The organism is Tritonibacter scottomollicae, assembly GCF_003003215.1.
Lineage (GTDB): Bacteria > Pseudomonadota > Alphaproteobacteria > Rhodobacterales > Rhodobacteraceae > Epibacterium > Epibacterium scottomollicae.
Window position 1 is genome coordinate 68594 of sequence record NZ_PVUF01000001.1, and the last position, 13251, is coordinate 81844.

Here is a 13251-nt window from a genome sequence, read left to right on the forward strand (position 1 = left end):
TGCTGCGATCTTTCCGGCTCAGGCGGCCTTTCGCTCGTGACGACCTTCTTCGACCTCTTCGACAATCTTCGCCACAAAGGCGTCGAGATCGTCGGGTTGACGGCTGGTTACAATACCTGCGTCCGCCACCACTTCGGCATCCTGCCATTTCGCGCCTGCGTTGACGATATCGGTCTTGATCGACCCGTAAGAGGTCATATCGCGCCCTTTTACGATCCCGGCTTCTGCCAGTACCCAAGGCGCGTGGCAGACTGCGGCGATCACTTTACCTTCATTGTGGAAATCCTTGACCCGCTTGATCACATCCGCCTCGACCCGCAACAGGTCGGGATTGATCTGGCCACCTGGAATGACCAGCGCGTCGTAGTCGAAGGTATTGGCGTCCGCTATCTTCAGGTCGGCTTCGGCCTCACCCTTCCAGTCCAGGCCTTCCCAGCCCTTGACCGGCTTGCCGTCCAGGGTGGCGACATGGACCGTGGCGCCCTTGGCGCGCAGCTGGTCGCGCGGCACTTCAAGCTCGGATTTCTCAAAACCATGCGTCGAAATGATGAGGATTTTTGCGTCGGAAATCTTTGGCATGTCGTGTCCTTTCCTATCTGCGTTGAGATCGCGTCACCGCGGTCTCGTCACCCAGAAAACGAAGCCCCGCCCAGATTGTTCCGGACGGGGTCGATTTCAGATCGGCTGACGCGACGTGAAGCGACTAGAGTGTCGCCGCCAGCCGGGTGCCCTGGTTGATGGCGCGTTTGGCGTCCAGCTCGGAGGCCACATCAGCACCCCCAATCACATGGGGCGTGATGCCCTTGGCCTCCAGCGCATCCGCCAGAGAGCGTTCGCTGACCTGCCCGGCACAGAGCACGATGGTATCCGCGGCGATCACGGTAGGATTGTCCCGCGTCTCGCCAAAGCTCACATGCAGGCCCGCGTCGTCGATGCGTTCGTAGTTCACGCCGCCGACAAACTCGACCTCCTTCATCTTGAGCGCGGCTCTGTGGATCCAGCCGGTGGTCTTGCCGAGACGCTTGCCATGGCGCTCTGCTTTGCGCTGCAGCAGGGTGACCTGACGGGCGGGGGGCTCGGGCTGGGGGCCTTCAGGGGCCAGGCCGGAGCGATGTTCCGCCGGGTCCGTGACCCCCCATTCGCGCATCCACAGCGGCAGGCTTTCGGTGGGGCTCTCGCCCTCGTGCAGCAGGTATTCGGAGACATCAAACCCGATGCCGCCAGCGCCGATCACGGCCACCTTTTCGCCCACGGCTACCTTGTGGCGCAGCACGTCGATATAGCTCACCACGGACGCGTGGTCCTGTCCCGGAATGCCCGGATCGCGCGGCAGGACACCGGTGGCGATGATCACCTCGTCAAACCCGCTCAGGTCCTCTGCATCGACCCGGCGGCCCAGCTGCAGGGTGATTCCGGCCTTGGCGACCATGGTGCGGTACCAATCCACCAGCCCCCAGAACTCTTCCTTGCCGGGGATCTGCTTGGCCATGTTCAGCTGGCCACCGATTTCCTCGGCGGCATCAAAGAGCGTCACCGCATGCCCCCGTTCCGCCGCCGCCAGCGCGGTCGACAGGCCCGCAGGTCCGGCACCGACGATGGCGACGGATTTTGTCACCTCGGCCTTGTTCAACACCAGCTCGGTTTCATGGCAGGCGCGGGGATTGACCAGACAGGAGGTCAGCTTGCCACCGAAGGTATGATCCAGGCAGGCCTGATTGCAGGCGATGCAGGGCGCGATCTCGGTCCCGCGCCCCTCCGCCGCCTTGGCCACGAAATCTGCATCCGCCAGCATCGGGCGCGCCATCGACACCATGTCGGCGCAGCCCTGCGACAGCACGTCTTCGGCCACCTCCGGCGTATTGATACGGTTCGAGGTGATCACTGGGATCGACACATGACCCATCAGCTTTTGCGTGACCCAGGAAAAGGCCGCGCGCGGCACCGAGGTGGCAATGGTCGGAATGCGGGCCTCATGCCAGCCGATGCCGGTGTTGATGATGGTGGCGCCCGCAGCCTCCACCGCCTTGGCCAGCTGCACCACCTCCTCGAAGGTCGAGCCATTTGGCACAAGGTCAATCATCGACAGGCGGTAGATCAGGATGAATTCGCGCCCCACTGCCTCACGCACCCGGCGCACCACCTCGATTGGCAGGCGCATGCGGTTTTCATACGACCCGCCCCAGCGATCCTCGCGCTTGTTGGTGTGGGTGACGAGGAACTGGTTCAGGAAATATCCTTCGGAACCCATGATCTCGACGCCGTCATAGCCCGCCTCCTGCGCCAGACGGGCGGCGTTCACGATATCGGAGATCTGCTTCTCGATACCCTCCTCGTCCAACTCCGCCGGCGGAAAGGGCGAGATCGGCGATTTCACCGGGCTGGGCGCGACGCATTTCGGCCCGTAGGAATAACGGCCCGCGTGCAGGATTTGCATCGCGATCTTGCCGCCCGCCTCATGCACCGCAGATGTGACCACTGCATGATTGGCGACATCCTTTTCCGTGGTCATCATCGCCGCCCCCGGCAGCACTGATCCTTCGAGGTTCGGACCGATGCCGCCAGTGACCATCAACGCCACGCCACCACGGGCGCGCGCCGCGTAGAATTCCGCCACCCTTGGCCAGTCGCGGGTCTCCTCCAACCCGGTGTGCATGGAGCCCATCAGCACCCGGTTCTTCAGCGTGGTGAAGCCCAGATCCAGCGGGGCCAGCAAATGTGGGTACGCAGCCATGACACTCTCCCTCCATGTCCGTCGGGCCACCGCACGGCGACCCCTTTGGGCGACAAGATCGCGCGGCTGCAGCGGATTGTCACCCGTCAACGCGGCGTCACCCCCTTGCGTGCCCCGGCGGCACACGGTCTAAGGTGGCGACACCTGGATCAACGCGGAGCCCGCATCTGATGAGCAAGACGCCCCCTAAAGCCTTCAGCGCCGCGCAGATTGCCGCGCTGCCCTATCGCCCCAATGTCGGCGTGATGCTGATCAATGGCGCGGGCGATGTTTGGGTCGGGCAACGCATGGACCGGCACAAGGAGGCTTGGCAAATGCCTCAGGGGGGCATCGACAAGGGCGAAGATGCCCGCGCCGCCGCCCTGCGCGAGCTGGAAGAGGAAACCGGCGTCACGCCCGATCTGGTGGAGATCATCGCCGAAAGCGACGGCTGGTTGCCCTATGATCTGCCGCAAGAGGTGGTGCCGCATTTCTGGGGCGGCAAATACCGTGGTCAGGAACAGAAATGGTACCTGATGCGCTTTGTCGGGCAGGACGCACAGATCAACATTCAAACCGACGATCCCGAATTCTCCGCCTGGTGCTGGCAGCCGGTCGCTGAGCTGGTGGAAAAGGTCGTCCCCTTCAAGCGAGAGGTCTATGCCCGTGTGGTCGAGGAATTCAAAGCGCATCTCTGAGGCGCTGCTGTCGGGTGCGCTGGCCCTGCTCTGTGCCACGCAGGCACAGGCGCTCAGTTGTCTGCCGATGGGGCCCGGGGACGTCTACCGGATCGTCTCCAAGAGCGAGGACCCCTTCGTGATCATCGAGGGTCGTGTCACGTTCGACGAGGCGCTTTTGCCGACATATTCCGAGGCGGCCCCGCAGGCGACCAAACAGCCGGTCGAAATTCCGGCGCAGGTTTCCGGGCTGATGCTAGGGGATCGCATGTTTGACCAGCCGGTTGAGGGCGAAATCACCCTAGAGGCGCATTGCCTGGGCCCCTGGTGTGGCGCGTTGGTCTCAGACGCGCGCTACCTGTTCTTCGCTCGCCAGCAGGAGGGCCGGGTGGTGGCGGTGGTCGAACCCTGCGGCGGGTTCTTCTTTGATGCGGAAGATGGCAGCGCTGGCGATACCGTGCTGCAATGCCATCGGGGCCGGGCCTGTCCGTCGAAACTGCCCGATACCCTGGAGGGCGCGCAGCAGGTGCCCGCCCTCGATTAGAGTCTAGCGGGCCGCGATATTCGGCGCAGGGGCCGCAGTCTGCGCAGCGGACGCTTGCGCAGGGTGCGGAGGTTTCTGTTGCCCCAGCCAGACACTGAAAAGCGCGACCAGCGCCCCGGCGGCTTGCAGCGCGGTGAAGCTCTCGCCCGCAAATAACGCCCCAAGTGTCACAGCCGTCAGCGGGCTGAACACCCCAAGGAGCGAGATCTGCGCCGGGGCGATGCGCCCAATGCCGCGGAACCACAGGATATAGGTCAGGGCGCCGCCGATCAGGCTCATGTAGGCCAGCCCCAGCAGGTTGCCCGCGGTCAGGGTCGGCCAGGCTGGCAGGGCGATGATTGCCACCGGGATCAGCAGCAGCCCCCCGGCGGTCAGCTGCCAGGCGGTAAAGGTCAGCGCCGGCACACCGGGCTGCCATTTGCGGGTCAGCACCACGCCGGTGGCCATCGACAAGGCGCCGCCCAGACCCGCCACCACGCCAAGCGGATCGAGCGTTGCCTCCGGCCCCAGCACCAGCAGCCCGACGCCGACAATGCCGAAGAGCGCCGCTGCCACTCCCTTGCCATGGATCCGGGTGCCCAGCAGTGCTCCGGACAAGCCGAGCACAAACAGCGGCTGCACCGCGCCAAGCGTCGCCGCCACCCCGCCGGGCAGGCGATAGGCTGAGAGGAACAGCAGCGCCCAGAATACCGAGAAATTGAGCGCGCCCAGCACGAAGATCTTTGGCAGCAAGGCCAGAGGTGGCAATTGCCGAACGAACAGCAAGAGTAACAGCCCTGCTGGCAGGGCGCGCAGCAGCGCCACCAGATAAGGGGACTCGCCGGGCAGGAAGGTGGTGGTCACGATATAGCTGCTGCCCCATATCGCGGGTGCAAGCGCCGCCAGGGCCAAGTCTTTCGAGGGAATCATGGTGGGCTCCTATATATCTTGACGTCGAAGTAATGCGATAATGCTTCGACGTCAAGATAACCTCATAGATTGACCTCTGCCCCACCACGTCACATTACTGCGGCATGGATCATGTGGAATTTATATTGGATCAGTGGCGACGCGAACGCCCGGACCTCGACGTGACGGCGATGGGAGTGGTCGGTCGGGTGGGCAGATTGAGCCTCGCCTATCTGAAACCGATGGAGAAGACCTTCGCCCGCTTTGGCCTCAACGCGGCCAAGTTCGACGTGCTCGCCACTCTGCGGCGGGCCGGGGCGCCGCATTGCTTGTCTGCTGGTGCATTGATGAAGGCGACGATGGTGGCCTCTGGTACCATGACCAACCGGATTGACCGCCTTGAGGTGGACGGGTTGGTCAGTCGCACCACCAACCCCGAAGACAGCCGCAGCTTTCTGATCGCTTTGACGCCCGAAGGGCGCGCGCTGATCGATCAGGTGGTGGAGGCACATGTGGCCACCCAGGCCGACCTGATCGAGGGGCTTTCGGCGGAGGAAGTCGCGCAGCTCAGCGCGCTGTTGGCCAAGGCCCTGAACGCATTGGAGAGCAGCTGAGGGGCAGCTGTTCTCCTGACATGTTGAGGGGAGGGGTTGGCCCAGCCCGGTCCCTAGAAGTCTTCGTAGTAATTGAGCGCCGCGCTGCCCTCGCTGCCGTGGGCCGTCGGTTTGCTGGGCGTTGCATCACTGCTGTTGTCCGAGGTGTCCCAGCCCTCGTCAACGTCCCAGCTGTCGTCGGCATGGGCGGTTGGGGCCGGGGGGGACGTACGCGCAGTGGGGGCCGTTGGTTTGCCCGCAAGCCGGAAGTTCGCCACCACGCCGCCCAGTTCGGATGCGTCGCTGTCCAGCATCTGGCAGGCGGCGGAGGCTTCTTCGACCATGGCGGCATTTTGCTGTGTCACCTGATCCAGCTGCACCATGCCTGTGTTGATCTCTTCGATACCGTTTGACTGCTCCGCCGCGCCCTCGGCAATACCAGAGATCAGCTGCGAGATATGGTTCACCCGCTTTGTGATCGTCTCCAGCGCCTCGCCGGCCTTACCGACCAGATCGACGCCTTGATCGACCTGCTTGGAGCTTTCACCGATCAGCGCCTTGATCTCCATCGCGGCGTCGGAAGACCGCTGTGCCAGACCGCGCACTTCGCTCGCGACCACGGCAAAGCCGCGCCCGGCCTCGCCCGCCCGGGCCGCCTCGACCCCAGCGTTGAGCGCCAGCAGGTTGGTCTGAAAGGCGATGTCGTCGATCACAGAAATGATCTGTTCGATCTTTTTGGAGGACTGCTCGATCTCGGTCATGGCGGTGACCGCATTCTGCACCACCTGACCGCTCACTTCGGCCTCTTGCTTGGCCTCTCCTGTGATCTGTTCGACGCTGCGCGCGCCGTCGGCTGCTGATTTGACGCTGGCGGTGATCTCTTCCAGCGCAGCGGCTGTTTCTTCCAGAGTGGCAGCCTGACTTTCGGTGCGATGCGACAGATCATCCGATGACTGATTGATCTCCGCCGCGCCGTTGCGAATGCGCTCGATCGCGGTCACCACCTGACCAAGTGTATCGTTGAGCTTGGTCACGGTCGTGTTGAAATCGGTGCGCAGTTTCTCGTGCTCGCCGGAGAAGGGCGTATCTATCGTGGCCGAGAAATCCCCCTGCGACAGGCGCAGAAGACCTGTGCTGAGATTTTCCACGACGACCTCCTGCTCGCGCTGCTGTTCGGCGCGGCCCTCTTCGGCGGTGCGCGCCACGCGCAAGTCATCCTGCAGCGACAGCAGCGCCTTGCCGATGTCGCCAATCTCGTCGCCGCGTTGCGCCTCGGCAACTTCGGTTGAGAGATCGCCAGCAGCCACCGTGTTCATACCCGTGGAAATATGATGCAGCGGTTGGGTGATCGAGCGCGCGATACGCCAGCCGAAAACGGACATCACCCCACATATTGCCAGCCCGATCAGAGCCAGCATCCAGGCTTGCTGGCGCAATGGCGCCATGATGTCAGTGACGTCTTGTTCCACAACCAAGGCCCAGTTGGCGACGTCCAGACCAAGCGGCTGCGAATAGGCATAAACCGGATGACCCGAGATCCCGGTTGCAGCGTCCAGAAAGTGGCGCTCGCCATCGAGCGCCAGCGCCACCTGTTCATTGTCCGGCAGCGCCTCGAGAACTTGGAAACCGTCTTCAAACCGGGACGTGGTCCGCGTTTTCCGGTCTGCGCCCAGAAGGTAGACCTGCGCGGTTTCGCCAAGGCCGTCGGCGTTGTTGGTGATCAGACCCAAAAGATCAACCGGCACCTGCAATGCAACCACACCAAGTGGCGTGCCATCCTGGGCCGAAACCGGGGTGGCCAGGAAGGCGGCCGCTGCTCCGTTGCTGGGGGCATAGGGTTGCATATCGGCAAAGATCACCTCGCCGACCTCTGCTGCATTCGCCGAACGGAACGCCTCTGCCAAGTTGGAATTCGCATAGCTGCCATCGATCAGATTTGTGGCGTAATCCATTTCTTTGAAAACGGAGTAGACAATGTCGCCCGCTGGGCTGATCAGAAAAGCATCATAGTAGCCTTTGGTCTCGATCAGCGTGCGAAGCCCGGTATGAAAGGTTTCATGGGCATCATGATAGGTCGCGTCCCCGTCCGCTCGCAGTAATTTATGCTTCTCGCCGGACGGGTGGCTGTTGTCCGCGATATAAGCGCGTTGCAGCGTGGTGTCCGCGTCAGATCCCAGCGCGGCCCAGCTCTCTTCAAAGACAGCCAGGGCTGAGGTTGTGGCAGGAGAACGCGCCAGCGACACTAGGTCCGCCTCTATCCCGCTCATCATTCGACGAATTGATGCACTTCTGTCCGCCAGCAAGGACGCCATTTGGCGCTCTGTGGTGTCTTTGGCAAACCCCCTGAATGCCAAGAGCGAAGCAGCGATCAGTAGAGCGCCGGTAACAGCACAAAAGCCTGCGAAGAAGAGGGGCAGCTTGCGAGAAATCTTTATGGTGTTGGTGCGAAACATGGTGCGATCCTGTCGGAGTGGCGTAACCTGCAGGATAGAAGGCGCTGGCACCATTTAAGATTTCGCAAATATGTGGGAGGCTGCATGTCTTTTGGGCACAACCTGACTTTTGCGGCAGTTTTTTGTGCGTCTTTCCCGCCAGTGGTGGCCGGTTCTCGCAATTTATTGTTTTTCAATGGGATAGGTGATTCGTTTCGGTGGGTGAGATCGCGTCCCTCCTTAGGTTCTCGAAATCACATTGCTGGGGGTTGAATTGATTTTTTGAATACAAGCGAGGGTGTAGCGGATCGAAGCGAGAGGGGCGGGGGCGCGCAAAGCCCGCCCCGCCATTTGAAATAGCCAAGAACGGATCAGGCGTTGATCAGGCCTTGGGCTTGCAGCAGGCTACGCATATCAGTCTTGGGACGCGGCCCGATATGACTGATGACCTCTGCGGCGCAGGTGTTGCCGATGCGTGCGCAGGTCTCAAGGTCACGGCCCGAGGCAAGACCGAACAAGAACCCGGCTGCAAATTGATCCCCTGCGCCCGTGGCGTCCACAGGCACGACCTTGGTCACGGGGATGTCGATGCGGCCTTCCTCGCTGACCACTGTCACCCCGTCGCCAGAGCGGGTGCAGACCACCAAGGGGCAGATGGCCGAGGTCTTTTGCAGCGCCTCTTCGAGGTCATCGGTCTCGAACAGGGATTTGATCTCAGCCTCATTGCCGATCACGAAGTCCAGCTCGCTTTCGATCAGCTTCAGGAAATCCGCGCGGTGACGTTCGACGCAGAAGGGATCGGAGATCGCGATGCCGGGCTTGCCGCCGCCGGCCTTGCAGTCCCGCGCGGCCTCCATGAAGGCTGTTTTGCCCTTGTCCTTGTCGAAGAGATAGCCCTCGAGGAACATGATCTGCGCCTGTCCGGCCACCTCATTGGGCACGTCGTCGGAGCTGAGTTCCGAGGAAATCCCGAGGTAGGTATTCATGGAGCGTTCGCCGTCGGGCGAGACGAAGATCATCGTGCGCGAGGTTGGCAGCTCGCCGCCTGCGACGGGGGCATTGACGAAATCGACACCCTCGTCCTGCATCGCGTTGGCGTAGAACCGCCCGATGGCGTCGTCATGCACCCGGCCGATGAAGGCGGAGGTGAGGCCAAGCGCCCCGGCCCCGGCGATGGTATTGGCGACCGAGCCGCCGGGCGTTTGCACCCGGTCCTTCATCGCGGCAAACAGCACTTCGCTGCGATCCCGCTCGATGAGCTGCATGATGCCCTTTTCGATCCCCATATGGTCGAGGAAGCTGTCATCGCATTGCGAGATCACATCGACAACGGCGTTGCCGATGCCCACGAGTTGATAGGTCTTGGTCATAAAGTTTTGTCCTCGTACTGACATAGGTCCCGGATGATGCAGGTGGGGCACTGGGGTTTGCGCGCCTTGCAGTGATAGCGGCCGTGCAGGATCAGCCAGTGATGGGCGTGGAGCTGGAAATCGACGGGGATGTTGTCCTCGATGGCACGCTCCACCGCGTCCACGGTCTTGCCCGGCGCGATGCCGGAGCGATTGCCGACGCGAAAGATATGGGTGTCCACAGCCTGGGCCGGATGGCGCCACCACATGTTCAAAACCACATTCGCGGTCTTGCGGCCGACGCCGGGCAGGCTTTCGAGCGCGGCGCGGGAACAGGGCACATCGCCGCCGTATTGCTCGACCAGAATGCGCGAAAGCTTGATGACGTTCTTGGCCTTGTTGCGGTAGAGGCCGATGGTCTTGATATGCGCGATCACGCCCTCTTCGCCCAGATCCAGCATCTTTTGCGGCGTGTCGGCGATCCTGAACAGCTCCTTGGTGGCGCGGTTCACACCGGCATCGGTGGCCTGCGCCGACAGCGCCACGGCCACGACAAGCGTGTAGACATTGACGTGATCCAGCTCGCCCACGGGGGCTGCATCGGCGTCCTGAAACCGCGTGAAGATCTCGCGGAGGGTATGATAATCGAGTTGCTTGGCCATCGGGCGCTGTTGTGCCTGCTGGGGCGCGGGGGCGCAAATCAAAAACACCGGGCATTTGTCCGGCCTTTGCGGGTGCGGTGCAAAAGTCGCGGTTTCACGTGCCGCTTAGGGGAACGCCGGAGGGGTTGCGCTGCGCCTTGCGCATCGCGGGGAGCGGGGGCCGCGCCTTGCAGGCGCGGCCCCCGCTCGGCCCAACGCTTTGGACGGTGGCTTTGCCACAGGTCAAAGGGGCGGGAGGGCTACGGTCGTGTGGCAAGACATTAGGACAGCACAGCTGCCCTAATGTTTCGCGCGCGAAACAATGGGTCAGGACGGGAGCCACTTTTTATGGGCGTTGCCGGTGCAGCGACCGCATAGATCTGGCTGCGACGCAACAGCGGCCAACGCAGGAGGCTATAGTGTCCCCAAGCCCGCGCTGTGGTCGCTCAAGAAGGCTTCGGGATCGTCTACCTCCTGCAGCTTGCGACCCTTGATCCACCAGAAGCGATTGCCGACGTTGCGCAAGAACTGCCGGTCATGGCTCACCAGCAGGCAAGAGGCGTCATGTGCGACCAGTTCGGCTTCCAGCGCCTCCTGTCCCTCGATGTCCAGATGGTTGGTCGGCTCGTCCAGCAGATAGATATTGGGCTCCCTCAGCCGCAGCAGCAGCATGGCCAGCCGGGCTTTCTGGCCGCCCGACAGGCTGTCGATGCGCCGTTCCTGCATCTGGATGTCGATGCCGGCCCCGGCCAGGACCCCACGGGCGCGCTGGTCGCCGATGGCGCTGTGTGCCGTCACCATGGCAAGCGGCGTGTCGGAGCCGGGCAGTTGGCTCAGCTGCTGATCCGAATAGGCCGGAACCAGCGAGGCGGCGCATTTCACCCGGTCATCCACGCCACTCAGAGCGTCTGCGATCATCCGGATCAGCTGCGTCTTGCCAGCCCCGTTCTGACCCAGCAGAACAACCCGGTCGCCCCGACACAGCCATTTCTGCCCGGTTTTGTACAACAGTCGCCCGTCCGGTGTTTCCACCGCGATGTCGTCCAATGTGATCAGGGCCCGCGCGTGGGTACCGCTGTTCGCCAGCTTGATATCGCCCGCCGATCGCTCCCTGTGCGCCGGTTTTGCTGCCTCCTCCAGCCTGTCGGCGCGGTCGCTCAACTGGCGGGTCTTGGTCAGCAACAGGTCGGAGCCGGAGTTGAGGCCGACGTTCTTCAGCTTGGCCGCCTGACGGCGCAATTGTTTGGCCTTGTTCAGATCATTGGTCAGACGTCGGGCATCCGCCGCATCCGCCTCGTCCAAAGCCGCGCGAGCGGCTGAATAGGGCAGTTGGAACACGCGGGAGGCCTCCGCGCGCAGGAACAGGGTGCGGTTGGTCGTGGCATCCAGAAACGCGCGATCATGCGAGGTGATCACCACCGGCACGTCGCGGGGCAGCGCTGCCAGCCAGGCCTCGAGAAGGGAAATGCGGTGGAGGTCCAGGTGGTTGGTGGGCTCGTCCAGCAGCAACAGATCCGGCTCACAAACCCAGGTCGCCGCCAGCATCGCGCTGCGCTGCCAGCCACCGCTGAGATCTGCCAGCGGGGTGTGAAAATGCGCGTAAGGGATTTGCAGCGTGTCCAGCACGACATCCACGCGCCAGCCTTCGTATTCGGCCTGCTCGGCCGGAAGCGCGGCCAGAACCCAGTCATATAAACTGTGCGACAGGGCCTCGGGCGGGACATCCTGTTTGACATGGCCGACCCGCAGGCCACGGGCGCGGGTGATCTCGCCGCTGGTCTGCTCCCGTTCGCCGGACAGGCAGGCCAGCAGAGTGGATTTGCCGCGCCCGTTGGCAGCCACCAGACCGATGCGGTCGGATTTGGAAATCGTCAGGGTGAGGTCGGCAAACAGCGGCTCACCAAGGGTCACGCCCAAAGCGTTTGTATTGAGAAGGGACATCTGAAACTCGGATCAAAAGGGTATGGCCGCAGCGCGGCTATGGGCAGACCTGTGATGAGAGTGTTCTCGAGGTCAGCCCTGCAAACGGATTTACAGGGCGAAACGGGGACCATGCTGAAGTCGGCGGATGATACGCATGTTCAGCTGATGCCCTCCCGTTGTTGCATGTGACCTTTGCCCCCAGAGTAGGAGGCCTTGAAAATCTTGGCAAGTGTCTTGTCCGATCATCTCGGAGCCAGCCCGGTCATGCCCGTGATCCCTTGAAATCGCAGGTTCCGGGTCGCGCCGGGGCGGGGGGCTCGCTACGGTGGAGGAAACAAGATAACGGATGATCGAGGACAGCAACCATGGAACGGGATGAACAGGCCTATCACTACGGGGTGATCCGCCGCGCCATCGAGTTGATCGATGCCGGTGGCGCAAACCTGTCGCTGGAGGAGCTGTCGGCCCAGATGGGCATGAGCCCGGCGCACTTCCAGCGGGTGTTTTCCGCCTGGGCCGGGGTCTCGCCCAAGCGCTACCAGCAGTATCTGCGGCTAGGTCACGCCAAATCCCTGCTGCGCGAGGATCTGCCCCTGCTGGAGACCGCGCATGCGGTGGGCCTGTCCGGCTCCGGGCGGCTGCACGATCTGTTCCTGCGCTGGGAGGCGATGAGCCCGGGCGAGTATGCCCGTCGGGGCGAGGGTCTGACGGTGCGTTGGGGCTGGTTCGACAGCCCTTTTGGTGCTGCGTTGGCGATGGGCACCGAAAAGGGGCTTTGCGGTCTGGCCTTTGCCGCCGAAGTGGGCGCGGATCAGGCGTTGGCGGACATGCGGGCGCGCTGGCCCAACGCGGCGTTTGTCGAGGATGGGGGCGCCTTGCGCGCGCCGGTGGAAGCGGCCTTTGCCCGCAAGGGAGAGGCGCGGCTGCATCTGATCGGCGCGCCGCTGCAGATCAAGGTTTGGGAAGCACTGCTGACCATCCCCGAGGGCAGCGCCACCACCTATGGCGAGATTGCCGAGGTGATCGACAGCCCCCGCGCGGTGCGCGCCGTGGGCACCGCGGTGGGGAAGAACCCGCTGAGCTGGCTCATCCCCTGCCACCGCGTGTTGCGTAAGGGCGGCGCGATGGGGGGCTACCACTGGGGGCTGCCGGTCAAACGCGCGATGCTGGCGTTCGAGGCCGCGCGCGCAGATGCCGCACATGAGAGCGCCGCGTGAACATCCGCGCGATCAGGGTCCGCAGCGGCAACAGCAGCGCCTTGCGGCGGGCCTGTCGCAGCGCGGTCTGATGCTCGGCGGTGGCCTGCCAGGCCTCCTCCCGCTCGATCTCATAAGTGGTGCGCGGGCGGCGTGGCGTGTCCCAGCGGTCGAGGCCGAGGGTGACAAGGACGATCCAGTCGTAGGACAGCATGGGAAATCTCCTCTGCGGGTTGTGTGATACCCCATCAAAAGCAGAGTACTGCTGACACCCTGTTGTCAGTGGTGCGTGCTAGAG

12 protein-coding genes are annotated in these 13251 nt (G+C 63.1%); 4 read left to right on the forward strand and 8 right to left on the reverse strand.

The window, feature by feature from the left end; all coding sequences use genetic code 11:
- Nucleotides 1–18: 18 nt before the first annotated feature.
- Nucleotides 19–579, reverse strand: coding sequence for a type 1 glutamine amidotransferase domain-containing protein (locus CLV89_RS00370; RefSeq protein ID WP_106161425.1), 561 nt, complete (start codon nucleotides 577–579; stop codon nucleotides 19–21).
- Between the two features lie 124 nt (nucleotides 580–703).
- Nucleotides 704–2731, reverse strand: coding sequence for an NADPH-dependent 2,4-dienoyl-CoA reductase (locus tag CLV89_RS00375; protein ID WP_106161427.1), 2028 nt, complete (start codon nucleotides 2729–2731; stop codon nucleotides 704–706).
- A gap of 170 nt (nucleotides 2732–2901) precedes the next feature.
- Between CLV89_RS00375 and CLV89_RS00380 the strand changes: the two genes are divergently transcribed.
- On the forward strand, nucleotides 2902–3408 hold the full coding sequence (locus tag CLV89_RS00380; protein WP_106161429.1) for an RNA pyrophosphohydrolase: 507 nt from the start codon (nucleotides 2902–2904) through the stop codon (nucleotides 3406–3408).
- Nucleotides 3371–3931 (forward strand): hypothetical protein, encoded by a 561-nt coding sequence (locus CLV89_RS00385; protein ID WP_243394897.1) that lies wholly within the window; start codon nucleotides 3371–3373, stop codon nucleotides 3929–3931. The genes CLV89_RS00380 and CLV89_RS00385 overlap by 38 nt, the downstream gene beginning before the upstream one ends.
- A 3-nt stretch (nucleotides 3932–3934) precedes the next feature.
- Here the strand turns inward: CLV89_RS00385 and CLV89_RS00390 are convergent, their stop codons facing one another.
- Entirely contained in the window at nucleotides 3935–4840 is a 906-nt protein-coding gene (locus tag CLV89_RS00390; protein ID WP_106161431.1) for a DMT family transporter, read from the reverse strand.
- Between the two features lie 104 nt (nucleotides 4841–4944).
- On the opposite strand from CLV89_RS00390, the gene CLV89_RS00395 reads away from it, so the two are divergent.
- Nucleotides 4945–5433, forward strand: a complete 489-nt coding sequence (locus tag CLV89_RS00395) for a MarR family winged helix-turn-helix transcriptional regulator (RefSeq protein WP_106161433.1) — start codon at nucleotides 4945–4947, stop codon at nucleotides 5431–5433.
- A gap of 53 nt (nucleotides 5434–5486) precedes the next feature.
- Here CLV89_RS00395 and CLV89_RS00400 read toward each other — a convergent pair whose 3' ends face one another.
- The 4 genes from CLV89_RS00400 to CLV89_RS00415 all read right to left on the reverse strand — a co-directional run bounded on the left by CLV89_RS00400 (nucleotide 5487) and on the right by CLV89_RS00415 (nucleotide 11775).
- Nucleotides 5487–7865 carry a methyl-accepting chemotaxis protein gene (locus tag CLV89_RS00400; RefSeq protein WP_106161435.1) on the reverse strand — a complete coding sequence of 793 codons (2379 nt, stop codon included), beginning with the start codon at nucleotides 7863–7865 and terminating at the stop codon, nucleotides 5487–5489.
- A gap of 350 nt (nucleotides 7866–8215) precedes the next feature.
- Nucleotides 8216–9214 (reverse strand): adenosine kinase, encoded by a 999-nt coding sequence (locus CLV89_RS00405; protein ID WP_106161437.1) that lies wholly within the window; start codon nucleotides 9212–9214, stop codon nucleotides 8216–8218.
- Nucleotides 9211–9855, reverse strand: coding sequence for an endonuclease III (gene nth, locus CLV89_RS00410; protein ID WP_106161439.1), 645 nt, complete (start codon nucleotides 9853–9855; stop codon nucleotides 9211–9213). Before nth ends, CLV89_RS00405 begins: the two co-directional genes overlap by 4 nt.
- Nucleotides 9856–10248: 393 nt before the next feature.
- Nucleotides 10249–11775, reverse strand: a complete 1527-nt coding sequence (locus CLV89_RS00415) for an ABC-F family ATP-binding cassette domain-containing protein (RefSeq protein WP_106161441.1) — start codon at nucleotides 11773–11775, stop codon at nucleotides 10249–10251.
- A 347-nt stretch (nucleotides 11776–12122) separates the two neighbouring features.
- On the opposite strand from CLV89_RS00415, the gene CLV89_RS00420 reads away from it, so the two are divergent.
- Nucleotides 12123–12974: a methylated-DNA--[protein]-cysteine S-methyltransferase gene (locus tag CLV89_RS00420; RefSeq protein WP_106161443.1), complete on the forward strand. Its 852-nt coding sequence runs from the start codon at nucleotides 12123–12125 to the stop codon at nucleotides 12972–12974.
- Here CLV89_RS00420 and CLV89_RS00425 read toward each other — a convergent pair.
- A complete protein-coding gene (locus tag CLV89_RS00425) occupies nucleotides 12910–13167 on the reverse strand; it encodes a hypothetical protein (RefSeq protein WP_106161444.1) in 258 nt (85 codons plus the stop codon). The two genes, CLV89_RS00420 and CLV89_RS00425, sit on opposite strands and share 65 nt — an antisense overlap.
- Between the last annotated feature and the right edge of the window lie 84 nt (nucleotides 13168–13251).

Excerpts from the sequence above, each read along its gene's own strand:
- CLV89_RS00420 (WP_106161443.1), top strand. The coding sequence starts at position 12,123 with ATGGAACGGGATGAACAGGCCTATCACTACGGGGTGATCCGCCGCGCC.
- CLV89_RS00375 (WP_106161427.1), bottom strand. The coding sequence starts at position 2,731 with ATGGCTGCGTACCCACATTTGCTGGCCCCGCTGGATCTGGGCTTCACC.
- CLV89_RS00385 (WP_243394897.1), top strand. The coding sequence starts at position 3,371 with ATGCCCGTGTGGTCGAGGAATTCAAAGCGCATCTCTGAGGCGCTGCTG.
- nth (WP_106161439.1), bottom strand. The coding sequence starts at position 9,855 with ATGGCCAAGCAACTCGATTATCATACCCTCCGCGAGATCTTCACGCGG.
- CLV89_RS00380 (WP_106161429.1), top strand. The coding sequence starts at position 2,902 with ATGAGCAAGACGCCCCCTAAAGCCTTCAGCGCCGCGCAGATTGCCGCG.
- CLV89_RS00415 (WP_106161441.1), bottom strand. The coding sequence starts at position 11,775 with ATGTCCCTTCTCAATACAAACGCTTTGGGCGTGACCCTTGGTGAGCCG.
- CLV89_RS00400 (WP_106161435.1), bottom strand. The coding sequence starts at position 7,865 with ATGTTTCGCACCAACACCATAAAGATTTCTCGCAAGCTGCCCCTCTTC.
- CLV89_RS00395 (WP_106161433.1), top strand. The coding sequence starts at position 4,945 with ATGGATCATGTGGAATTTATATTGGATCAGTGGCGACGCGAACGCCCG.
- CLV89_RS00425 (WP_106161444.1), bottom strand. The coding sequence starts at position 13,167 with ATGCTGTCCTACGACTGGATCGTCCTTGTCACCCTCGGCCTCGACCGC.
- CLV89_RS00405 (WP_106161437.1), bottom strand. The coding sequence starts at position 9,214 with ATGACCAAGACCTATCAACTCGTGGGCATCGGCAACGCCGTTGTCGAT.
- CLV89_RS00370 (WP_106161425.1), bottom strand. The coding sequence starts at position 579 with ATGCCAAAGATTTCCGACGCAAAAATCCTCATCATTTCGACGCATGGT.
- CLV89_RS00390 (WP_106161431.1), bottom strand. The coding sequence starts at position 4,840 with ATGATTCCCTCGAAAGACTTGGCCCTGGCGGCGCTTGCACCCGCGATA.